We start from the raw sequence: 19,324 nt of genomic DNA on the forward strand, positions 1-19,324 counted from the left end.
ATACAGAACATGCAAACGTTGTTGATCATATTGATTATTTTGGCCTGTATCCTATTGTCTTTTCTTGTGCTTATTCAAAATCCGAAAGGTGGCGGATTGGCTGCTGGATTTGCCGGAGGCACCAACCTGATGGGCGTAAAGCGCACAGGCGATATCCTGGAAAAAGGCACATGGGGTTTGGTTATTGCTATCATGGTGTTTTCACTCATTTTAAACGTTATGGGACCTTCCACGGGCACTAGCGGCGGTGGCTTGACAGACCAAATCACCCCTACGGCTCCAGCAACTTCCCCTGTTCCGCCGGCCGAAATCCCCGGAGCAACACAGGATACCGACACGACACAATAAGAACGGCAACATAACCGTTGCTGACATGACATAAGGCTGAAGGCCTCCGGTAAATCCGTGAGGCTTTTTCTTTTCTTTGGTAAACAACCCAATAATTCGGGCCGCACATTACTGCCAACTACACTGACATCCTGACACCGATATGACGAAACACTTGCTCATCCACCGGTCATAAAAGTGAAAAAATGGCAAGGCCACGGGGAAGAACGAAGACTTGGCATAGTTGATGAAGTAAGGAGAGAGGAAAATTAAAAACACATATTAAAAATTAAATAAAATCAATTATGGCGTTAAGTATTAAACCTATCGGAGACAGAGTGGTGGTGGAAGCTGCCCCTGCAGAGGAGAAGACCGCATCAGGTATCTACATCCCGGATACTGCGAAGGAAAAGCCACAACGAGGAACGGTCGTGGCCGTTGGTGCTGGAAAAACAGACGAACCTTTGACTGTAAAGGTAGGCGATCAAGTGTTGTATGGTAAGTATGCCGGCACCGAAATCACTTACGAAGGGAAAGAGTATTTAATCATGAAGGAATCCGATATCTACGCTATTGTTTAGCTAGTACAATCGGACCTCGATGTAATTTTCTTCGTGGGTATTTAATAATTAATGGTAAACTTATAGGTTACGATTGCGAGATAGCGACTGGCTCATGGAGATCTCGGATCGCATGTTTAACATCTCAAATCAATTAAAAAAATGGCAAAACAAGTAAAGTATAATGTGGAAGCGCGTGATGCTCTAAAAAGAGGAGTAGACACGTTGGCAAATGCGGTGAAGGTCACATTAGGCCCACGTGGACGCAATGTGATTATCGAAAAGAAATTCGGCTCACCTTCAATCACTAAGGACGGTGTCACCGTTGCAAAAGAAATCGAATTGAAAGACGCGCTTGAAAACATGGGCGCACAAATGGTGAAAGAGGTAGCCTCAAAAACTGCCGACCAAGCAGGTGACGGTACGACCACCGCTACTGTATTGGCGCAAGCCATAATCGCCCCCGGCTTGAAAAGTGTAGCCGCCGGTGCTAACCCAATGGATTTGAAACGCGGTATCGATAAGGCTGTAGCAGCCGTGGTTGAAAGCTTGCAATCGCAATCGCAAACAGTCGGCGAAGACAATAACAAGATCAAACAAGTAGCCAGCATCTCTGCAAACAATGACGAAGTAATCGGCTCCTTGATTGCTGAAGCAATGGAAAAAGTCGGCAAAGACGGCGTCATCACTGTTGAAGAAGCCAAGGGTACTGAAACTGAGGTGAAAACCGTAGAAGGTATGCAGTTTGATCGCGGCTATCTCTCACCTTACTTCGTAACCAATACAGACAAAATGGAAGCGGAGCTGGAAAATCCTTACATTCTGATTTATGACAAGAAAATCAGCAACATGAAGGAATTGCTTCCCATTTTGGAAAAACAAGTACAAACAGGCAAGCCACTGCTGATTATTGCTGAAGATCTTGACGGCGAAGCCTTAGCTACCTTGGTGGTAAACAAGATTCGCGGCTCGCTGAAAGTAGCAGCAGTAAAAGCTCCCGGCTTCGGCGATCGCCGTAAAGCGATGTTGGAAGACATTGCAATCCTTACCGGAGGCACTGTTATCTCTGAGGAAAGAGGATTCAAATTGGAGAATGCCGACCTCAGTTACTTGGGGCAAGCTGAAAAAGTCGTTGTTGACAAAGACAACACCACTGTCATCAACGGTTCCGGTAATCCTGAGGACATCAAAGGTCGCGTAAACCAAATCAAAGCCCAAATCGAAACTACCACGTCTGATTACGATCGCGAGAAGCTGCAAGAGCGCTTAGCCAAGTTGGCTGGTGGTGTGGCGGTATTGTATGTAGGTGCCGCTACGGAAGTGGAAATGAAAGAAAAGAAAGACCGTGTAGATGATGCATTGCATGCAACCCGCGCTGCCGTAGAAGAAGGCATCGTAGCTGGTGGCGGTGTGGCATTTATCCGTGCCGGCGAGGCATTGAAAGACCTTAAGGGGGCCAATGAAGACGAAAACATCGGTATCGAAATCGTCAAACGGGCCATCGAAGAGCCGTTGCGTCAAATCTGCAACAACTCCGGCATCGAAGGTGCCATTGTTGTGCAGAAGGTCAAAGAAGGCCAAGCAGATTATGGCTACAACGCACGTACGGGTGATTACGAAAACCTCATTGGTGCAGGCGTGATCGATCCGACCAAGGTATCTCGCGTAGCATTGGAAAACGCTGCATCTATCGCTTCTATGCTGTTGACCACCGAAGTGGTTTTGGCAGATGAGCCAGAAGAAGAAAAACCTGGCGCTGGTGCTCCCCCAATGGGTGGAGGCATGGGCGGAATGATGTAACAATTGCCCCGGTGCGCCGGGGACCATCATATACGCAAAAACGGTACATCCTCGAAAGTGATGTACCGTTTTTCTTTAAAGCTCAATTTGGTTTAGTTAACTAAGCTTCTCGTTATTCCGGTGCCGATCCGCGTCCCTGATATTTTTCTTTTCAAGATTTTTAACCAAAGCGTCGGTAAGATCTATATTTGTCTGGTTTGCAAGGCAGATTAGCACAAAAAGCACATCCGCCATTTCATCGGCAAGATCCACCTGCTCATCTGATTTTTTAAAGGACTGCTCACCGTATTTGCGTGCCATAATACGGGCTACCTCCCCTACTTCCTCCATAAGGATAGCCGTATTCGTCAATTCGTTGAAATAACGGATGCCCGTCGTATTAATCCAGTGATCGATTTGTTCCTGCGCCTCTTTAATGGTCATGATAAGTGTGTTATTGATGTGCACAACACGTTTAAGGTGTTGGGCTGTTAACCTAATGATTGTCTTTATCCTTGGTATCCATAACGATGGTAACCGGCCCGTCATTGACAAGCGAAACCTTCATATCGGCACCGAATACCCCCGTCGCGATAGGCTTGCCCAAGCGGGCAGATAACTCCGCTACCATGGCCTCGTACAGCGGGATCGCTTTGTCAGGTCTCGCCGCACGGATAAAAGAAGGACGGTTGCCCTTTTTTGTCTGTGCAAACAGCGTAAATTGCGATATCAATAAAACATTGCCTCCGATATCCTGAATGGATCTGTTCATCAGTCCGTTTTCATCGCCGAATACGCGCAAGTTTGCGATCTTTTGTGCCAACCAGGCCACGTCGTCACGGTCATCAGCCTCTTCGATTCCCAGCAATACGACAAAACCCTGTTTAATCAATCCGGTGACGGCCCCGTTTACCTGGCACGAAGCCTCAGATACCCGTTGGATAACAGCCCTCATCTCCTTCGAGCCTTTTGGCAGCTACAGTGGTTACTTGCCAATCCGGTACAGCCGTCCCGCATCCGTAACAGCATATAGCGCGCCATCTTTACCCTGCTGCACATCACGAAAGCGCTGGGCTTGATCTTCCAGCAGGCGTTCTTCGCCCACCACTTTGTTGTCTTTGATGACCAGTCGAGCAATGTGCACACTGCTTAGTCCGGCAATAAACAAGTTGTTTTCCCATTCAGGAATCGAATTACCGGCAAAGAATGTCATCCCACTGGGCGATAGAACGGGGTCATAATAATATACCGGTTGCTCCATGCCTTCCTGCTGCTGGATGGCATCGCCAACCAGATTTCCGTTATACTCAATACCGTAGGTAATGGTGGGCCAGCCATAATCCTTACCCGGCTGAATGAGATTGACCTCATCCCCGCCCCTCGGACCGAATTCTGTCTCCCACAGGTCACCGGTCACCGGGTGGAAAGCAAGCCCCTGTACATTGCGATGTCCATACGAATAAATTTCGGGACGGGCATCGCTCCTGCCCTCAAAAGGATTGCCAGGCGCGGGCTTACCGTCGGTTGTGATTCGCAGTATCTTGCCCAATGCAGAGTTCAAATCCTGCGCTTGCGGCCTCGTGACAATGTCCGAGCGTTCGCCCGTGCTCACGAACAGATATCCGTCCTTGTCAAACAAAATACGCCCCCCGTAGTGCAGGTTGCCTTTGTGCGCCGGCGTGGCCTGATAGATCACCTGTGCATTTTCAATGGTCTTTTCGTCGGCAGCCAGCTTTCCCTTGGCTACAGCGGTAAGCGTTCCATTCGGCGTATCTTGGGAAAACACCCAATAAACCATACGGTTGCCCTCAAAAGCGGGGTCAATGGTAATGCCCAATAGGCCGCCCTGCCCTGCATCGTTGACCGCCGGCAGCCCTGTAATCGGTTCACTCAGCTTGCCTTCTTGTGCAGCTATCCGTAATGTACCGCTCTTTTCGGTAATCAATAATCGACCATCCGGCAGTACAGCAATTCCCCAAGGCCTATTGAGCCCCTCACTCAATACCGTAACGTCATAAGGCGTATTGGTTTTGACACCAGCTATTCGGGTCTGCCCCTCAAAAGCCGGTTTGTAATCCGTATTAGGAGCTTTGGTTTCCACAGGCGCATAGGTTGAGTCCGCCTGGACATCCTGTTTTTCCTGGGGAGCAGACGAATCGCATGAGGAAACCATCAAGGTGAGTCCCGCAAGCGCGCCTATCGATCTGAATGTATATTGCATAGCGAAAAATTTCTCTAAAGATAACGACATTTTGGCCAAAAAATCAATGCTATGGCTACACACAAAAAAACAAGTGCACCGCTATTTTCACATAGCACACTCATCATTACCACGTTAGGGCGCAAATCACTAAAACCGGAGATTCAATCCCAACAGAAAGTTAGCTGTCGCTTGTGGATAATAAAAATTGTAATCTATTCTATCGGTTTCGGACATATAGTATCCCCATGTATAACCGTTTGACGAATATCTTTCGTTAAAAACATTATTGATCAGTAACGTCATCCCGATATTTTTCAAATTCCACAAGGACGTATTGTAGGAAAGGCGGACATGATTAACCAAAAAGCCGTCAATGCTTCGACCTGCATGGCCCGTATTATCCAGGTATTGCCTCGATACATATTTAGACAACAATGCCAGTTCAGCGCGTTCCCATGGCTTAAAAAGCAGCTCGCTGGACGCCACCCAATCCGGCGAAAACGAAATGTCGGTGGTTTCATAAAAATTTTCCACATCGCCCACCACTTCAATAAAATCCTTTATTTTGTTTTGGCTGTAAGCGAGCGTTGCCCCCCAGGTAAACCAACGTACCGGTGCCCATCTACCGTCAACCTCCAATCCGATGCGATAGCTATTATCAACGTTCCGGCGCAAAGTCGCTCCTACATCATTGAGCTGTCCGGTAAGTACCAACTGGTTCTTGTAAAGCATCGCATAGCCGTTTATACCAACATTAAATCGCGGCGATCGGATGCGATAGCCAGCTTCGATATCATGCAACTGCTCCGCTTTGGGTGTTTGATCAACAGGCCAATCAGTAAAATCGCTGCGCACCGGTTCTTTATTAGCCAAGGCATAGGAAACGTACACATTGCTTGCGGCCGACAAGTGATAGGTAAGCCCCAACTTGGGGTTAAAGAAATCGAAGGTCGCATCCTGTGTAATGTCACGTAGGTCGTTGTCTATACCACCAATGGCGTAATCAATATGCCGGTACTGGATATCCGCAAATAAGAACCACTTGCCGAGTTGATACGAAGCTTTCGCATAGGTATTAAAATCCTTTTTCATTGCATCGCCGTCATAGTAGCGATAGGCCGTCCGGAATGCACCACGCACACTAGGCGGGTACATTCCCCCTGTGGCCAATGGATACTGAGACCACACAATATCGCCATAATGCCCACCTTCGTACTGATTATACCCTCCACCCCAGGTCAGTTGGAGCCCCTGATGATTCTCAAACACCAGTGAATACGTACCACCGTAAAAATGATTATCCAACCACCGTTGGCGCACCAGATCGGTAGCTGTTATGGTGTTGCCTTCTATCACCACGGGAGGCAAACCATAATCGACATAGTCATCATTGTCCCTGAATTGCTCGTAATACCCTTTACCACGTGTATAATGCAACGCTGTGTTTAGTGTCAACCTTCCATTCAAGGCTGTGGAAAACAACAACTGATAATGGGTCTGTTGGTAATTATCGGTCTCGTTGTCGTACAGGTATTTGTTATACCGCCTGTCGGAGTGCAGCAAATTATTGCGCTCATCGTCGTTCAATCCATCGTCATCGGCATAGGCATTCATCGCCGCCACGTCTCCAGTGAGCCGCGATTCCGGCGTGCCATACCAGGCTTGGTATGTTTTCTCCCTGCCTCCAAACACATTCGCACGAAGCAGGCTATTTTTGCCGTGCCAGGCACCTGAAAGAAAAAACGACTGTAAATCAGCGGTTGCCCGGTCGATGTAGCCATCACTTGTGATACGCGACAACCGCCCATCGAAACTAAACCGATCGTCAATAAGCCCTGTCCCAAGCCGTACGGTATTTTTCCATGAATTGTAGGAACCAAAAGAGTTGTCTAATTCGGCATATGGTTCAGCGTTGAGCGTATTGGTTTGGATGTTTAAGCTGGCACCAAAAGCCCCAGCACCATTGGTAGAAGTACCTACACCACGTTGTATCTGAATATTATCTATGGAGGAGGCAAAATCCGGCAGATTGACAAAAAAGGACCCCAAGCTTTCAGCGTCATTCAATGGGATACCATTGATTGTTACGTTCGTCCGCTGCGCGTCGCTTCCACGTATACGCATACTCGTGTACCCGATACCAGCCCCCGCGTCGGAAGAAATCACCACCCCCGGTGTCTGATCGAGCAGATAAGGAATATCTTGCCCCAGGTTATTTTTAGCGAGATCCGCTTTACTTAGGTTTTTGTAGGTGGTAGCGGTATTTTCAGTGGCTCGTGTTGCCTGCACCACGACTTCTTCCGTCAGCAGCGTAGCCCGTTGCAGCTCAAGGTGGATCTGTTGCTCTTGATTGAGAACGACCTGCCGAACCACCGGCGTGTACCCCAGATGGCTGATCGTAATCGTGTATGCACCCGCTTTCACATTGCGGATGACAGCCTGGCCTTCTGCATCCGTCTGTCCTTGATAAATGGTTCCTTCCAAACGTACGGAGGCTCCGGGCATAGGCCTATCACTATCCGCATGCCGTACCTGTACAATGATGTTGTGCTGGGCGATAGAAACGCCCGCGTACGTAACTAGCGCAATCCCTGCGATTAATCTTTTAAACATTTGAAGTTGTATTTTAGTTAAACATTACTGCCATAAGGGGTCATAGCAGTCCCGTCATTTAACTTACCTTCCCTACGCCGGCATTATCCGGATCAGGTGCTTGGCACCATGGCGCCAATGGGTATGATCTCAGCCTTAATTCGTGTCTGCTTGAACAAACAAGGCACCCCTAATCGAATGGACAAATCTATGCTATTTTTTACGCTATAGCAAATTGTGTATTTTTGCTGTTAGTAAAAAAGAAAGATCTATTTTGGCAGTTTCTGGGCACAGGAGCTTTTTTGCTTTATGCGCGGGGCTTTTCGCCCGCTATGCCGGACAGGCGTGGCGACCGTTAATTTATAACCATTCTAAATATCTGTGTTTTACACGTTTCTGACACAGGTCAGAACATAGATGTTGTACTTTTGTTACCGGAAATTAGTGAGCATAGTACAACCTTGAAGAATCTCAAAGTCATAGCATTCACCCACAAGCATGTGGATCTGAAGGATTTAGGCAACCTTGTTATCTGCAACGAGGAGCTGGAGAGTCGGCTAATTAATCTTAAAAACAGCTTTGACATTCCTGAAATTTTTTATATCGGCACCTGCAACCGTGTGGAGTTTGTCTTTTATGGAGCACATGAACTAAAGCCCGCGTTTGTCAAGGAGTTTATGCATAAGCTCAATTTCTGTGTCCCTTCCGAGCGGCTGGAGTGTTTTCTGGGGCAGGTAACCACATATGAAGGCCTAGACGCACTCAATCATCTGCTACGCATGTCATGCTCTTTGGAAAGCTTAGTGGTGGGCGAAAAAGAAATCCTTGCCCAGGTGCGCAAAGCCTACGAGCGTTGCCGACAGAGTGGATTTACGGGCGACTTTTTACGGCTGGTGATGAACCGTTTAGTCAAGACAGCCAAAGAAGTGTATACACACACGCGGATATCCAGGAACGCCGTTTCAGTAGTTTCGCTTGCCTATCGTAAACTACGGGAAATGAAATTGCATGAAAATCCACGCATCCTGATTATCGGCGCAGGCGAAACCAATCAAAATATAGCCAAATACTTACAGAAGCATCGGTTTTCCAATTTTGTAGTATTCAACCGCACATTAGCAAACGCGCTCGCGTTGAGCACAGAGCTCAATGCCAAAGCTTACCCATTGAGTGAACTGGCGCATTACAAAGGTGGCTTCGACATCATGATTACCTGCACCGGTGCACCTGAAGCAATAGTAGACACCACCCTTTATCAATCACTTCTCAACGGAGAGACAGACAAAAAGGTTATTGTTGATTTAGCAATTCCAAACGATGTCCACCCCGATGTACTGCAACACTACCCGACCCACTACATCGAGGTAAGCAGTCTACAGGCCATAGCCTCCAAAAATCTACAGGAGCGCTATGAAGAACTTGCCCATGCAGAACGGATTATTGCCGAAAACATCCGCGAATTTATTCCAATATTAAAACAACGCCGCGTTGAACTCGCTATGCGTGAGGTACCTGAAAAAGTAAAGGAAATCCGTTCATTTGCACTCAATGAGGTCTTCGCTTCCGAGGTCAATGCACTGGATGCCAATTCGAGGCAGGTACTCGAAAAAGTCATTGATTATATGGAGAAAAAATACATCAAGGTACCTATGGTCATGGCGAAAGACATCTTGGTAAAAACAAACCAGATTGACATCAATTAAATTGGCTAATTTCTGCTATCTGCTCCTCTTTCATCCTCTCATGTTTATATTCTTTTAATATATCCGTTCGGGGTAATACTTTTATTCATTAAATTTGCTTATGCTAATAGAAGAACCCTTGGTAAATACTGCGGCAACAAGCACACAAAAAATTGATCGAACACTTATTATAGGTACCCGCGGTAGTGAGTTGGCGTTATGGCAGGCCAACTACATTAAAGACAGGTTGGCCGATATAGGTGTCCGTGCCGAGCTTAAAATTATCAAAACCCAGGGTGATATTGTACAGCATTTACGGTTAGACAAGCTGGAAGGAAAAGGTTTCTTCACAAAGGAATTGGAAGAAGAGTTATTGAGTGGAGGTATTGACTTAGCCGTTCACTCGCATAAAGATCTCCCTACATTGCACCCTGTTGGATTGACTATTGCAGCGGTGAGCTCCCGCGAAGATCCTGCTGAACTGCTCATTATTCACAAAGATTGCGTCGATCTCAAAAAAAGGCTGGCCCTAAAGCACAATGCCATTGTGGGCACTTCGTCAAACCGCCGAAAAGCCCAGCTATTGGCCATGCGTCCTGACCTTGAGTTTGACGACCTGCGGGGAAACGTGCTGACGCGCATTGAAAAGCTGCGTGATGAAAACTACGACGCCATCATGTTAGCCAAGGCAGGTCTTACCCGCATAGCTGCAGACTTAAGCGACTTTCATGTGGAAGAATTGCCTCCCGTGGAAATAATCCCCGCTCCGGCTCAAGGCGTATTGGCCGTACAAATCCGCGAAAGCGATAAAGCGCTATATCAGGTCCTGCAAGCTATTCATGATACCGAGGTAGCTGATACCATTGCCGTAGAACGCAAAGTATTAAACTTATTCGACGCGGGATGCCACGCACCCCTTGGTTGCTATTGCCGCAAGCAGCAGGGCAAGTACGAAGTGTGGACGTCGAAAGCGGATAGTGAGGACGAATTCCCGGATCGACTCTACCTTTCATCCGACAGTCCCGAAGGCTTAGCCGAACGGATTGCCGCTAAGTTTGATAAAAACCGGAAATTCCCTTCCCAGGTATTCATCACACGGGACATCTCAGCTGCAAGCTATTTTTACCGCGCTATGGCCAAGCATGGCATTGCAGTAGACGGCCGCTCCCTCATCCGGATATTTCCAATCATTAATAAACTCGATCCCTACATCCTGAAGTACGTAGACTGGATCTTCTTCGGCAGCAAAAATGGGATAGAAAACTTTTTCCGACTAGAACCACGGCTCAGCAAACGGACAAAATTTGCCGTTATCGGACGGGGTTCGGAGGAGATGCTACGACAATTTGGGCATGCTCCTGATTTTTCAGGAGAGCGGTTAGGCATCAATATGGAAGAAATTGCTACCGAATTTGCTAAGATAGCATCCGGAACCACGGTGCTCATCCCGCGAGCCAAGGATTCGCTTGAAACCATACAAAAATCATTAACCGCAGACACGAAAATCATCAATTTACCGGTATATCAAACCCGGATGGACACAAATGTAGACAAATCCAACGCAGATGTACTCATCTTCACCAGTCCAACTAATGTAGAAGCTTATTTTGCGGATAATTTAGTCGAACCGGGACAAAAAATCATCTGCATCGGACGCTCTACAGGTAAACGGATTGAAGAGCTGGGCCTTCCTTACACGCTTCCCTATTCACCGGACGAAATTGGGTTGGCCGAAGCGGTTTTTGGACTTGATTATTAATTTTGGAATTATAGCTGTACCTGATGCCCGGCACGGCTATAGCGCACACAAAATAAAGATACTGAACACATGCTGATACGTCCTAGAAGGAACCGCAAATCGGCGGTTATACGTGATATGGTACAGGAGACACGACTAAGCGCCTCCAATCTGATATTCCCATTGTTTATCATCGACGGAAAGGATGTACAGACAGAGGTGGCGTCTATGCCAGGTATTTACCGATACTCCATTGATAGGTTACTACGGGAAGTGGAGGCGTGCTTGAACCTTGGATTACGTGCATTTGATCTGTTCCCCAATATTGACGAGGCACTGAAAGACAAATATGCGTCCGAAAGCTTACGGGAAGACAGCTTATACCTTCGGGCCATCCGTGAGGTAAAACAGCATTTCCCCGAGGCCTGCGTGGTCACGGACGTAGCGATGGATCCTTACAGCAGCGACGGACACGATGGCATTGTAGAAAATGGCGAAATCCTCAATGATGAAACCTTGGACATTCTGGCTAAGATGGCCTTGGCCCATGCACAGGCTGGCGCTGATATTATTGCCCCATCGGATATGATGGATGGCCGGATCGGCTATATCCGTAAGGTACTGGATGAAAACGGCTTCTCCAAGGTATCCCTCATGTCGTATACCGCAAAATATGCCAGCGCTTTTTATGGCCCTTTCCGTGATGCGCTGAATTCAGCCCCAAAGCACGGTGATAAAAAGACGTATCAAATGAATCCGGCAAATCAACGGGAAGCCTTGATAGAAGCCCATTTGGACACGCAGGAGGGTGCCGATTTCTTGATGGTGAAACCTGCGCTCCCCTATTTGGATGTCATCAAATTACTCAAAGACAATTTTGACCTACCAATTGCTGCATACAACGTAAGCGGGGAATACGCCATGATCAAGGCTTCTGCGCGCAACGGCTGGCTTGATGAGCAACGGGCCACGATGGAGGTGCTTATGGGTATACGGCGTGCGGGCGCCACCGCAATCCTCACCTACCATGCGAAGGAAGTGCTGGAAAAGAAATGGCTTTAGGGAATAAAGAAAAACACGATCATATTTATTATGCTGAATTCACTGAAAAAAGCTTTTGGCGGAAGCGATGACACCCGGCCATCAGCCGGAAAGAAAGGAGATATCTCACGGGAGAAGTCTGCAGAACTTTATGAAACAGCCAAAAATTATTTCCCGGGCGGGGTTAACTCACCCGTGCGGGCATTCAAATCGGTTTACGGCACCCCGTTATTCATTGAACGTGGTGACGGTTGCTTCCTTTGGGATGCAGACGGGAACCAGTTTATCGATTTCTGTTGTTCATGGGGGCCACTGATATTGGGCCACAATCACCCTAAAATACGCGAAAAGGTAACCAAAACGCTTGCGAAAGGATTAAGCTTCGGCGCCCCCACAGCACTGGAAAATGAGCTTGCCGAGCTTATACTCAAAAATAACAGGTACATTGAAAAAATACGCTTCGTCAGTTCGGGTACGGAGGCGGTGATGTCCGCCATTCGCCTGGCTCGTGGGTATACCGGGCGCGATAAGATTATCAAATTCGAAGGCTGCTACCATGGCCATTCCGACGCACTGCTGGTCAAAGCTGGATCGGGTTTGGTTACCTTTGGCGAAACCTCTTCGGCTGGTGTACCAAAGGCGTTTGCAGACGAAACGATTGTTATCCCTTTGAATGATAAGACGGCCTTGGAGACAGCCTTCGCGAACTTCAAAGAACAGATTGCAGCGGTCATCATCGAAGGAATCCCGTCAAACAATGGTTTGCTTATCCAAGAAAGCGCGTACATACAATTCTTGAGGGATATCACCAAGGCAAACGGCAGCTTGCTCATTTTTGATGAGGTCATCACGGGCTTCCGTTTGGGATTTGAGGGGGCCGCTGCCCACTATGATGTACAGCCGGATATCATCACCTATGGCAAAATTATCGGAGGAGGGATGCCCGTCGGCGCATACGGTGCTTCAACCGAACTGATGCGCCTTATTTCGCCCGACGGCGGCGTTTATCAAGCGGGTACGCTTTCAGGCAATCCGGTTGCTATGGCAGCAGGAATAGCACAACTCACCGAATTACGCACGAGCAACTTCTATAAAAATCTCAATACCAAAACCGAAGAATTTGCCGACGCTATCCAGCGATATGCCAAGGCTAAAAATTATCGGGTTAACGTGTTCAACGTAGGTTCAATCTTCTGGTTTGCGTTTACCGATAAAGCCCATATCCGGGCTGCCAGCGACATTGACCCAGCCAGCATGGAGTACTACAAAACCTTTCACCGCGAACTGCTCAATCGGGGCATTTACCTCGGCCCTTCGGGCTATGAGGTAGGATTCGTCTCCGCAGCTCATAGCAAAATTGAGCTTGAGAAGGCAAAACGCGCAATTTTTGAAAGCTTGGATGAAGTATTTCGGCATAAGCCCGCGGTTTGATCCGTAGGCTTATGCACTTAAAATGCCACGCTCTTCAATCGTAGGCCGGCCGTCTCTTCAAGGCCAAACAACAGGTTCATATTCTGCACGGCTTGGCCACTGGCTCCTTTAAGCAGGTTATCGATAATGCTTACGATAAACAGTTTATCGCCGTGCTGCTCCACATGCAGGAGGCATTTGTTTGTATTCACCACCTGTTTCAAATCGATAGCTTTCTTACTTACATGAGTAAACGGATGCGAGGCATAATATGCCTCATACAGCGCGTAAGCCTCGGTTTCACTAAGCTCGCTATCCAAATAAATGGCTGATAGAATCCCTCGAGTAAAATCACCCCGTTGAGGGATCATATTGATTCGCTGTTGTGCCCTTTGCAACAATGAGCTTCCGTCGGCCGGCAGGAAACCAGGCTGTAACGTTTCCAATGATTCTGTTATTTCTTGCAGGTGCTGATGGGTAAAGGCTTTGTAGACGGATAAGTTATTATTGCGCCAACTGAAATGCGAAGTCGCCGAAGGCTTTTGGCCCGCACCCGTAGCCCCCGTTGTCGCATTCACATGAACCTGATTCGGTAGCAGCCCGTTGGCAGCCAATGGTAGCAGCGCCAACTGGATACCCGTGGCAAAACACCCCGGGTTGGCAACATACCGTGCCGTACAAATGATTTCGCGTTGCAGTTCAGGCAAACCATACACAAAAGAAACACCTTGATAAACAGAGTTATCACTTAGTCGATAGTCTTGTGAAAGATCAACAATCCTCACATGCGGCTCAATGACATTGGCTTCCAAAAATTTCCGGGCATCGCCATGGCCAACGCAGAGAAACAGCACATCGATATCGTTGTGGTGCATGTCGCTAAAGCGCAAATCCGTATCACCAAGTAAGTCCGTGTGTACGTCTGAAACCTTATTGCCCGCATTGCTCGCACTATGCGCAAATGCAATATCGACATAAGGATGATAAATCAGGATGCGCAACAGTTCGCCGCCTGTATATCCCGCCGAACCAATAATGCCTATTTTAAGTTTGGTCATGCTCACTGCTTTTCGTTCACCTTGTGCCAAATAGACACTTGATTGCCAAATATCTTGGAGAATCCTTTTACATCATCACCGGACCAAGTATTATTCATTTCACCATAGCTTCCAAATTTATTGGACATGAGGTCATGCGGCGATTCAACACCTATTACAACAAACCGATATGGATGCAATTCGACGAAGACCTTACCGGTTACGGTTTGTTGAGCGCTTTGCAAGAATGCCTCAATATCTCGCATCACTGGATCATGCATCTGCCCTTCATGCATCCAATTGCCGTAAAACGCCCCCAGTTGATCTTTCCAGCTCAATTGCCATTTAGTAAGTGTATGTTTCTCCAGCGTATGATGCGCCTTAATGATAACCAAAGGCGCAGCCGCTTCGAATCCTACGCGGCCTTTGATACCAATAATGGTGTCGCCCACGTGGATATCCCGTCCTATGCCATACGGCTGAGCGATGGCCTGCAGTTCTTGTATGACCTTCACAGGACCGATACGGTTGCCATCCAATGCCACCGGCTCGCCTTTTTCGAAATCAATGGTCACGCGGCGGGGCGTCTCGGAAGTCACCGGTGTAGGCCAAGCTTCCTCAGGCAAGGTTTCATGCGAAGTGAGTGTCTCTTTCCCGCCTACAGAAGTACCCCAGATACCTTTATTAATGGAATAGCGTGCCTTTTCAGCATTAAACGCAACACCGTGCTTATGTAAGTATTCGATTTCTTCCTCCCGGCTCAGCTTTAGATCACGTATCGGTGTGATGATCGCCACCTCGGGGATGAGGGTATTGAAAATCATATCAAACCGCACCTGGTCATTGCCCGCACCGGTACTGCCATGGGCCACATATTCTGCACCGATTTTCTTGGCATAGTTGGCAATAGCGGTAGCCTGACTCACCCGTTCGGCGCTCACAGAAAGCGGATAAGTGGCATTTTTCAACACATTGCCGAAAATAAGGTATTTAATGCTGCTGTCGTAATAGTTTTGTGTCTCGTCTACCACGGCATGTGACTTTACGCCAAGGGAATACGCCCGCTGTTCAATTTGAGCGAGCTCATCCCCAGAGAATCCGCCTGTGTTGACAATGACCGAATGGACCTCCAGCCCCAAATCCTTTGACAAATAAATACAACAAAACGAGGTGTCGAGTCCTCCACTGAATGCTAATACGACTTTCTTCATTATTATTTTAGTAAATGATGTAACTATACCGTTCTTGGATGCCGGGCTATAAAAGCCGTAATCATCTTTTTGGTGGATTTCCACAATTTCGCTTCTATCCGTTTTAAAAGCGACGACTTCTTGGTAATCTGTTTCAGCCGTTCCTTCGCCTTCGCCTTCATTTCGATCCGTTCGCGCAATTCCCTTTCTTTTTCTACCGGATCCCAAAGCATGGCTGTACACATGCAATTTTTGCGCTGCTTGCCCGTGAGAATATCATAATTAACACAACTTTGGCAGCCTTTCCAAAACTCTTCATCTTGTGTAAGCTCGGAATATGTCACTGGCTCGTATCCCAGTTCTGAATTGATTTTCATTACCGCCAATCCGGTAGTAAGCCCAAATATCTTCGCTTTGGGATATTTCTCCCTGGAGAGGTCGAAGATACGTTTTTTTATGGCCTTTGCCAACCCTACCTTCCGGAATTGGGGATTAACTACCAGCCCTGAATTGGCCACAAAGTCGCCGTGGCTCCAGGTTTCGATATAACAAAAGCCAGCCCAGGCTTTGTCTGATTTGCGCAGCGCTATCACTGCCTTCCCCTCCCGCATCTTGTTTGCTACGTACTCCGGACTGCGGCGAGCAATACCAGTCCCCCTGGCTTTTGCCGATTCGGCCATTTCATCGCAAATCTGTTGGGCATAACCAACATGCTGTTCGGTTGCAGGAATTACCAAAAAATCTGAAAGTTCCATTGACTAAGGACCTCAAAAACTGAAAACAGCCAACCGAAGTTGTGTGTCTTCCATGATGTAAAAAAACGCTAAAAATCATTGATGATGTACAGCTATCGGACCTAATACTGTACGTTTTTCGGAAGGGATGCCCCACTATTAAGCCCGGGGCAATATGGGTCGTCGGAATCGAAGCACCGGTCGTTCGGCGGTTGATTTTTCACACAAAAAACACATCGTGTGGTGCTGAAAGCACGACACGGTAGGCGCTGCGATTATAGTTTTTGTGTTCATCGTTAAAGCTATTACAGCCTTGCTGCAATTTGGGTGCCAAATATAAGCTTTTTTTCTTTAACCAAATATTTTTTAACGAATTAATAGCTGTTTTAACATTTACCAATATTTGCAAACCATAGGTTTTCTTCCGACCTTTGTGGCATTATGACTGGAACCAGTTGGTTTTTTATCGTTATTTTCGCTATACCACTCATCGCCTTTCTCATCTGGTTGATGAAGCAGGACAGGCGCAAGGGAATCTGGGGGATCATCATTATCGTCATCCTCGCCGCAGGTGCCATATTCGCCTCTTCAAGAGCGAGCAGAAATGCCGTACAGAATTTCGAGATGCGAAAAAAAGAAGCGCAGGAAAAAAACACATCCTCGTCTACTCCCTAACCCCTTCCAGTGCCAACAGGAACGCGTATTCCAAGGCCATTTCCTTAAGGTAATCAAACCGTCCGGATGCGCCACCGTGCCCAAAGTCCATTTCGGTTTTCAGGAGGAGCACATTATTATCGGTCTTCATCGCGCGTAGCTTAGCTACCCACTTAGCAGGCTCAAAGTACTGAACCTGGCTATCATGCAAGCCGGTAGTCACCAATATATTGGGATAGTTCTTGGCCGCTATGTTTTCGTAAGGGGAATAGCTTTTCATATATAGGTATGCTTCTTCATCGTTGGGATTTCCCCATTCGTCATACTCGTTGGTTGTCAATGGTATGGTTTCGTCAAGCATGGTGTTGACTACATCCACAAACGGAACCTGTGCGACGATACCATGCCACAGGTCGGGTGCCATGTTCACTACAGCCCCCATCAATAGTCCGCCCGCGCTGCCTCCCATCGCATACAGATGTTCGGGGGCAGTATACCGCTCCGCCACCAGAAACCGGCCACACGCGATAAAATCGGTAAATGTATTTTTCTTTTTTAACATCTTGCCGTCTTCGTACCATTGCCTGCCCATTTCCTGTCCGCCCCGTATATGAGCAATCGCATAGACAAACCCTCTATCCAACAAGCTCAACCGCGCAGCGCTGAACGATGGATCCATCGTGGCTCCGTACGAGCCGTATCCATACAATAGCAATGGAGCGTTGCCATCCTTTCTCACCCCTTTTTTGTACACCAGCGAGATAGGCACCCGCGTACCGTCCTCGGCGGGAGCATACAAGCGCTCGGTCACATAATCCGCCACATTATAACCCCCGACTACCTCTTGTTGTTTCAGCAGCCTCTTTTCTCGCATATTCATGTCATAATCGTATGTAGACGAAGGCGTGGTAAGTGAGGTATAGCCATAGCGAAGTGTAGCCGTTTCATACGCGGGATTAGCGGATACGTAAGCCGTATAGGCCTCCTCCCCGAAATCCAAGTAATGCGCTGTGCCGTCTCTCAAATTTCGGATAGCCAACTGAACAAGCCCATTCTTACGTTCGGACACCACCAAAAAATCCTTAAACTCCTCCACATCCTCCAACAGCACATCCTCCCGGTGAGGGATTACCTCCTGCCAGTCTTCTACTCCAGTGCGATCCAATGGACACTCCATCAGCTTAAAGTTCTGAGCATGGTGGTTGGTCACAATGAGAAACCGATCTTCCAACGCCGTCACACTGTATAGCACATCCTTCATACGGGGTTGAAACACCTTAAAGGTACCTGCCGGATTATCCGCCTCCAAATAACGGATTTCGGATGACAGCGTACCCCCGGAGTATATATAAATAAATCTATTTGACTTGGCTTTGGCTACCCCGATATAGTTTGTATTGTCCCGCTCGTGATATATTGTAACGTCTTCTTTGCTATCGGTACCCAAGGCATGCCGCATAATCTTCTCCGTAAGCAACGTAGACGGATTGTTTTTTGTATAAAAAAGTGTCCGGTTATCATTAGCCCATACAGACCCGCCCGACGTACCGGAAATCACGTCTTCCAAGATTTCACCGGTCTCCAAATTTTTGATATAAAGGGTGTACTGACGCCGCGACACGGTATCCACACCATAAGCAAGCAACTTGTTATCTGGACTAACATTGAAGCCTCCTGCTGCATAATACGGGTATCCTTCGGCCATGGCATCGATATCAAGGAGCACCTCTTCGGACGCATCCAGCGAGCCCTTTTTCCGGCAGTATTTGAAGTACTGCTTACCTTCTTCGGTACGGGTGTAATAATAATAGCCATTTTTGAAGTATGGCACGGATTCATCTTGCTCCTTGATGCGGCCTTTCATTTCGTCGAATAGCTTTGCCTGCAACGGCTCGGTATCCTTCATCATTGTATCGGTGTACTGATTCTCCGCTTCGAGGTAGGCAATAACGGCTGCCGAATCGGGCCCCTTTTTGAAATAATCGTTCAGCCAGAAATAATTATCAATCACCGTATCCCCATGTAGTGTACGGACATGCGGCTTTATGTCCGCCACAGGCGCATCGGCATCAGGCCATTCATACGGTGTCCGACTAATTTTGGTTTGGGTACAAGCGGAAGCTATTGTGCTCATTAGCAACATATAAATAATTTTAGTATCCATGAGAGTAAAAGCTAATAATAAACCAATGTGAAACAACTATTCGCAAAGTGTGGAGCGGCACACCCAGACACGTTAGGAAAAACGGTAGCACAGTTGTCAAATAAGATGCTTTGTTCACACGGTGGTTACTCCAATACAAACTAAGATAAAATTGCTTTTTTTAACAAGTGTTTGTTTTCTTTTGTGTTTATGCGTTTGCCTGATACTGCTCTC

16 protein-coding genes and 1 riboswitch are annotated in these 19,324 nt (G+C 47.5%); of the genes, 8 read left to right on the forward strand and 8 right to left on the reverse strand.

Features of this window, described 5'->3' with window-relative positions:
- The first annotated feature begins 9 nt into the window (after positions 1 to 9).
- From secG to groL, 3 genes are all read left to right on the forward strand, one after another.
- Positions 10 to 348: a preprotein translocase subunit SecG gene (gene secG, locus JHJ32_RS14745; protein ID WP_079718113.1), complete on the forward strand. Its 339-nt coding sequence runs from the start codon at positions 10 to 12 to the stop codon at positions 346 to 348.
- Positions 349 to 632: 284 nt separating this feature from the next.
- Positions 633 to 908, forward strand: coding sequence for a co-chaperone GroES (gene groES, locus JHJ32_RS14750; protein WP_079718112.1), 276 nt, complete (start codon positions 633 to 635; stop codon positions 906 to 908).
- 141 nt (positions 909 to 1,049) lie between these two features.
- On the forward strand, positions 1,050 to 2,687 hold the full coding sequence (gene groL / locus JHJ32_RS14755) for a chaperonin GroEL (RefSeq protein WP_079718111.1): 1,638 nt from the start codon (positions 1,050 to 1,052) through the stop codon (positions 2,685 to 2,687).
- A gap of 96 nt (positions 2,688 to 2,783) precedes the next feature.
- Here groL and JHJ32_RS14760 read toward each other — a convergent pair whose 3' ends face one another.
- From JHJ32_RS14760 to JHJ32_RS14775, 4 genes are all read right to left on the reverse strand, one after another.
- The gene (locus JHJ32_RS14760) at positions 2,784 to 3,110 is read right to left on the reverse strand and encodes a nucleotide pyrophosphohydrolase (RefSeq protein ID WP_079718110.1); all 327 of its coding nucleotides are present in this window, start codon (positions 3,108 to 3,110) and stop codon (positions 2,784 to 2,786) included.
- A gap of 52 nt (positions 3,111 to 3,162) precedes the next feature.
- On the reverse strand, positions 3,163 to 3,621 hold the full coding sequence (dtd, locus tag JHJ32_RS14765) for a D-aminoacyl-tRNA deacylase (protein WP_200121468.1): 459 nt from the start codon (positions 3,619 to 3,621) through the stop codon (positions 3,163 to 3,165).
- A 30-nt stretch (positions 3,622 to 3,651) separates the two neighbouring features.
- Positions 3,652 to 4,887: a PQQ-dependent sugar dehydrogenase gene (locus JHJ32_RS14770; protein WP_200121469.1), complete on the reverse strand. Its 1,236-nt coding sequence runs from the start codon at positions 4,885 to 4,887 to the stop codon at positions 3,652 to 3,654.
- A 129-nt stretch (positions 4,888 to 5,016) separates the two neighbouring features.
- The gene (locus tag JHJ32_RS14775) at positions 5,017 to 7,482 is read right to left on the reverse strand and encodes a TonB-dependent receptor (protein ID WP_200121470.1); all 2,466 of its coding nucleotides are present in this window, start codon (positions 7,480 to 7,482) and stop codon (positions 5,017 to 5,019) included.
- Positions 7,483 to 7,534: 52 nt separating this feature from the next.
- Positions 7,535 to 7,663, reverse strand: a riboswitch (TPP riboswitch).
- A 259-nt stretch (positions 7,664 to 7,922) separates the two neighbouring features.
- On the opposite strand from JHJ32_RS14775, the gene hemA reads away from it, so the two are divergent.
- The 4 genes from hemA (at position 7,923) to hemL (ending at position 13,353) form a co-directional block, all read left to right on the forward strand.
- Positions 7,923 to 9,164, forward strand: a complete 1,242-nt coding sequence (gene hemA, locus JHJ32_RS14780; RefSeq protein ID WP_200121471.1) for a glutamyl-tRNA reductase — start codon at positions 7,923 to 7,925, stop codon at positions 9,162 to 9,164.
- A 100-nt stretch (positions 9,165 to 9,264) separates the two neighbouring features.
- The gene (hemC, locus tag JHJ32_RS14785) at positions 9,265 to 10,902 is read left to right on the forward strand and encodes a hydroxymethylbilane synthase (protein ID WP_233632675.1); all 1,638 of its coding nucleotides are present in this window, start codon (positions 9,265 to 9,267) and stop codon (positions 10,900 to 10,902) included.
- 69 nt (positions 10,903 to 10,971) lie between these two features.
- A complete protein-coding gene (hemB, locus tag JHJ32_RS14790; protein WP_079718106.1) occupies positions 10,972 to 11,943 on the forward strand; it encodes a porphobilinogen synthase in 972 nt (323 codons plus the stop codon).
- A gap of 30 nt (positions 11,944 to 11,973) precedes the next feature.
- Complete coding sequence (gene hemL / locus JHJ32_RS14795) at positions 11,974 to 13,353, forward strand: glutamate-1-semialdehyde 2,1-aminomutase (protein WP_200121472.1); 1,380 nt, start codon at positions 11,974 to 11,976, stop codon at positions 13,351 to 13,353.
- A 17-nt stretch (positions 13,354 to 13,370) separates the two neighbouring features.
- On the opposite strand, the gene argC is transcribed toward hemL, so the two are convergent.
- The 3 genes from argC to JHJ32_RS14810 are packed head-to-tail and all read right to left on the reverse strand — an operon-like array spanning position 13,371 to position 16,314.
- Entirely contained in the window at positions 13,371 to 14,390 is a 1,020-nt protein-coding gene (argC, locus tag JHJ32_RS14800) for an N-acetyl-gamma-glutamyl-phosphate reductase (protein ID WP_079718104.1), read from the reverse strand.
- 2 nt (positions 14,391 to 14,392) lie between these two features.
- On the reverse strand, positions 14,393 to 15,583 hold the full coding sequence (gene argG, locus JHJ32_RS14805; RefSeq protein WP_370584531.1) for an argininosuccinate synthase: 1,191 nt from the start codon (positions 15,581 to 15,583) through the stop codon (positions 14,393 to 14,395).
- 20 nt (positions 15,584 to 15,603) lie between these two features.
- Entirely contained in the window at positions 15,604 to 16,314 is a 711-nt protein-coding gene (locus JHJ32_RS14810; RefSeq protein ID WP_079718102.1) for an N-acetyltransferase, read from the reverse strand.
- Between the two features lie 420 nt (positions 16,315 to 16,734).
- Here JHJ32_RS14810 and JHJ32_RS14815 point away from each other — a divergent pair, with 420 nt between their 5' ends.
- Positions 16,735 to 16,968 carry a hypothetical protein gene (locus JHJ32_RS14815; RefSeq protein ID WP_079718101.1) on the forward strand — a complete coding sequence of 78 codons (234 nt, stop codon included), beginning with the start codon at positions 16,735 to 16,737 and terminating at the stop codon, positions 16,966 to 16,968.
- Here the strand turns inward: JHJ32_RS14815 and JHJ32_RS14820 are convergent.
- A complete protein-coding gene (locus JHJ32_RS14820) occupies positions 16,958 to 19,081 on the reverse strand; it encodes a S9 family peptidase (RefSeq protein ID WP_233632676.1) in 2,124 nt (707 codons plus the stop codon). The two genes, JHJ32_RS14815 and JHJ32_RS14820, sit on opposite strands and share 11 nt — an antisense overlap.
- Positions 19,082 to 19,324 lie beyond the last annotated feature (243 nt).

Source organism: Parapedobacter sp. ISTM3, from assembly GCF_016533505.1.
GTDB lineage: Bacteria > Bacteroidota > Bacteroidia > Sphingobacteriales > Sphingobacteriaceae > Parapedobacter > Parapedobacter luteus.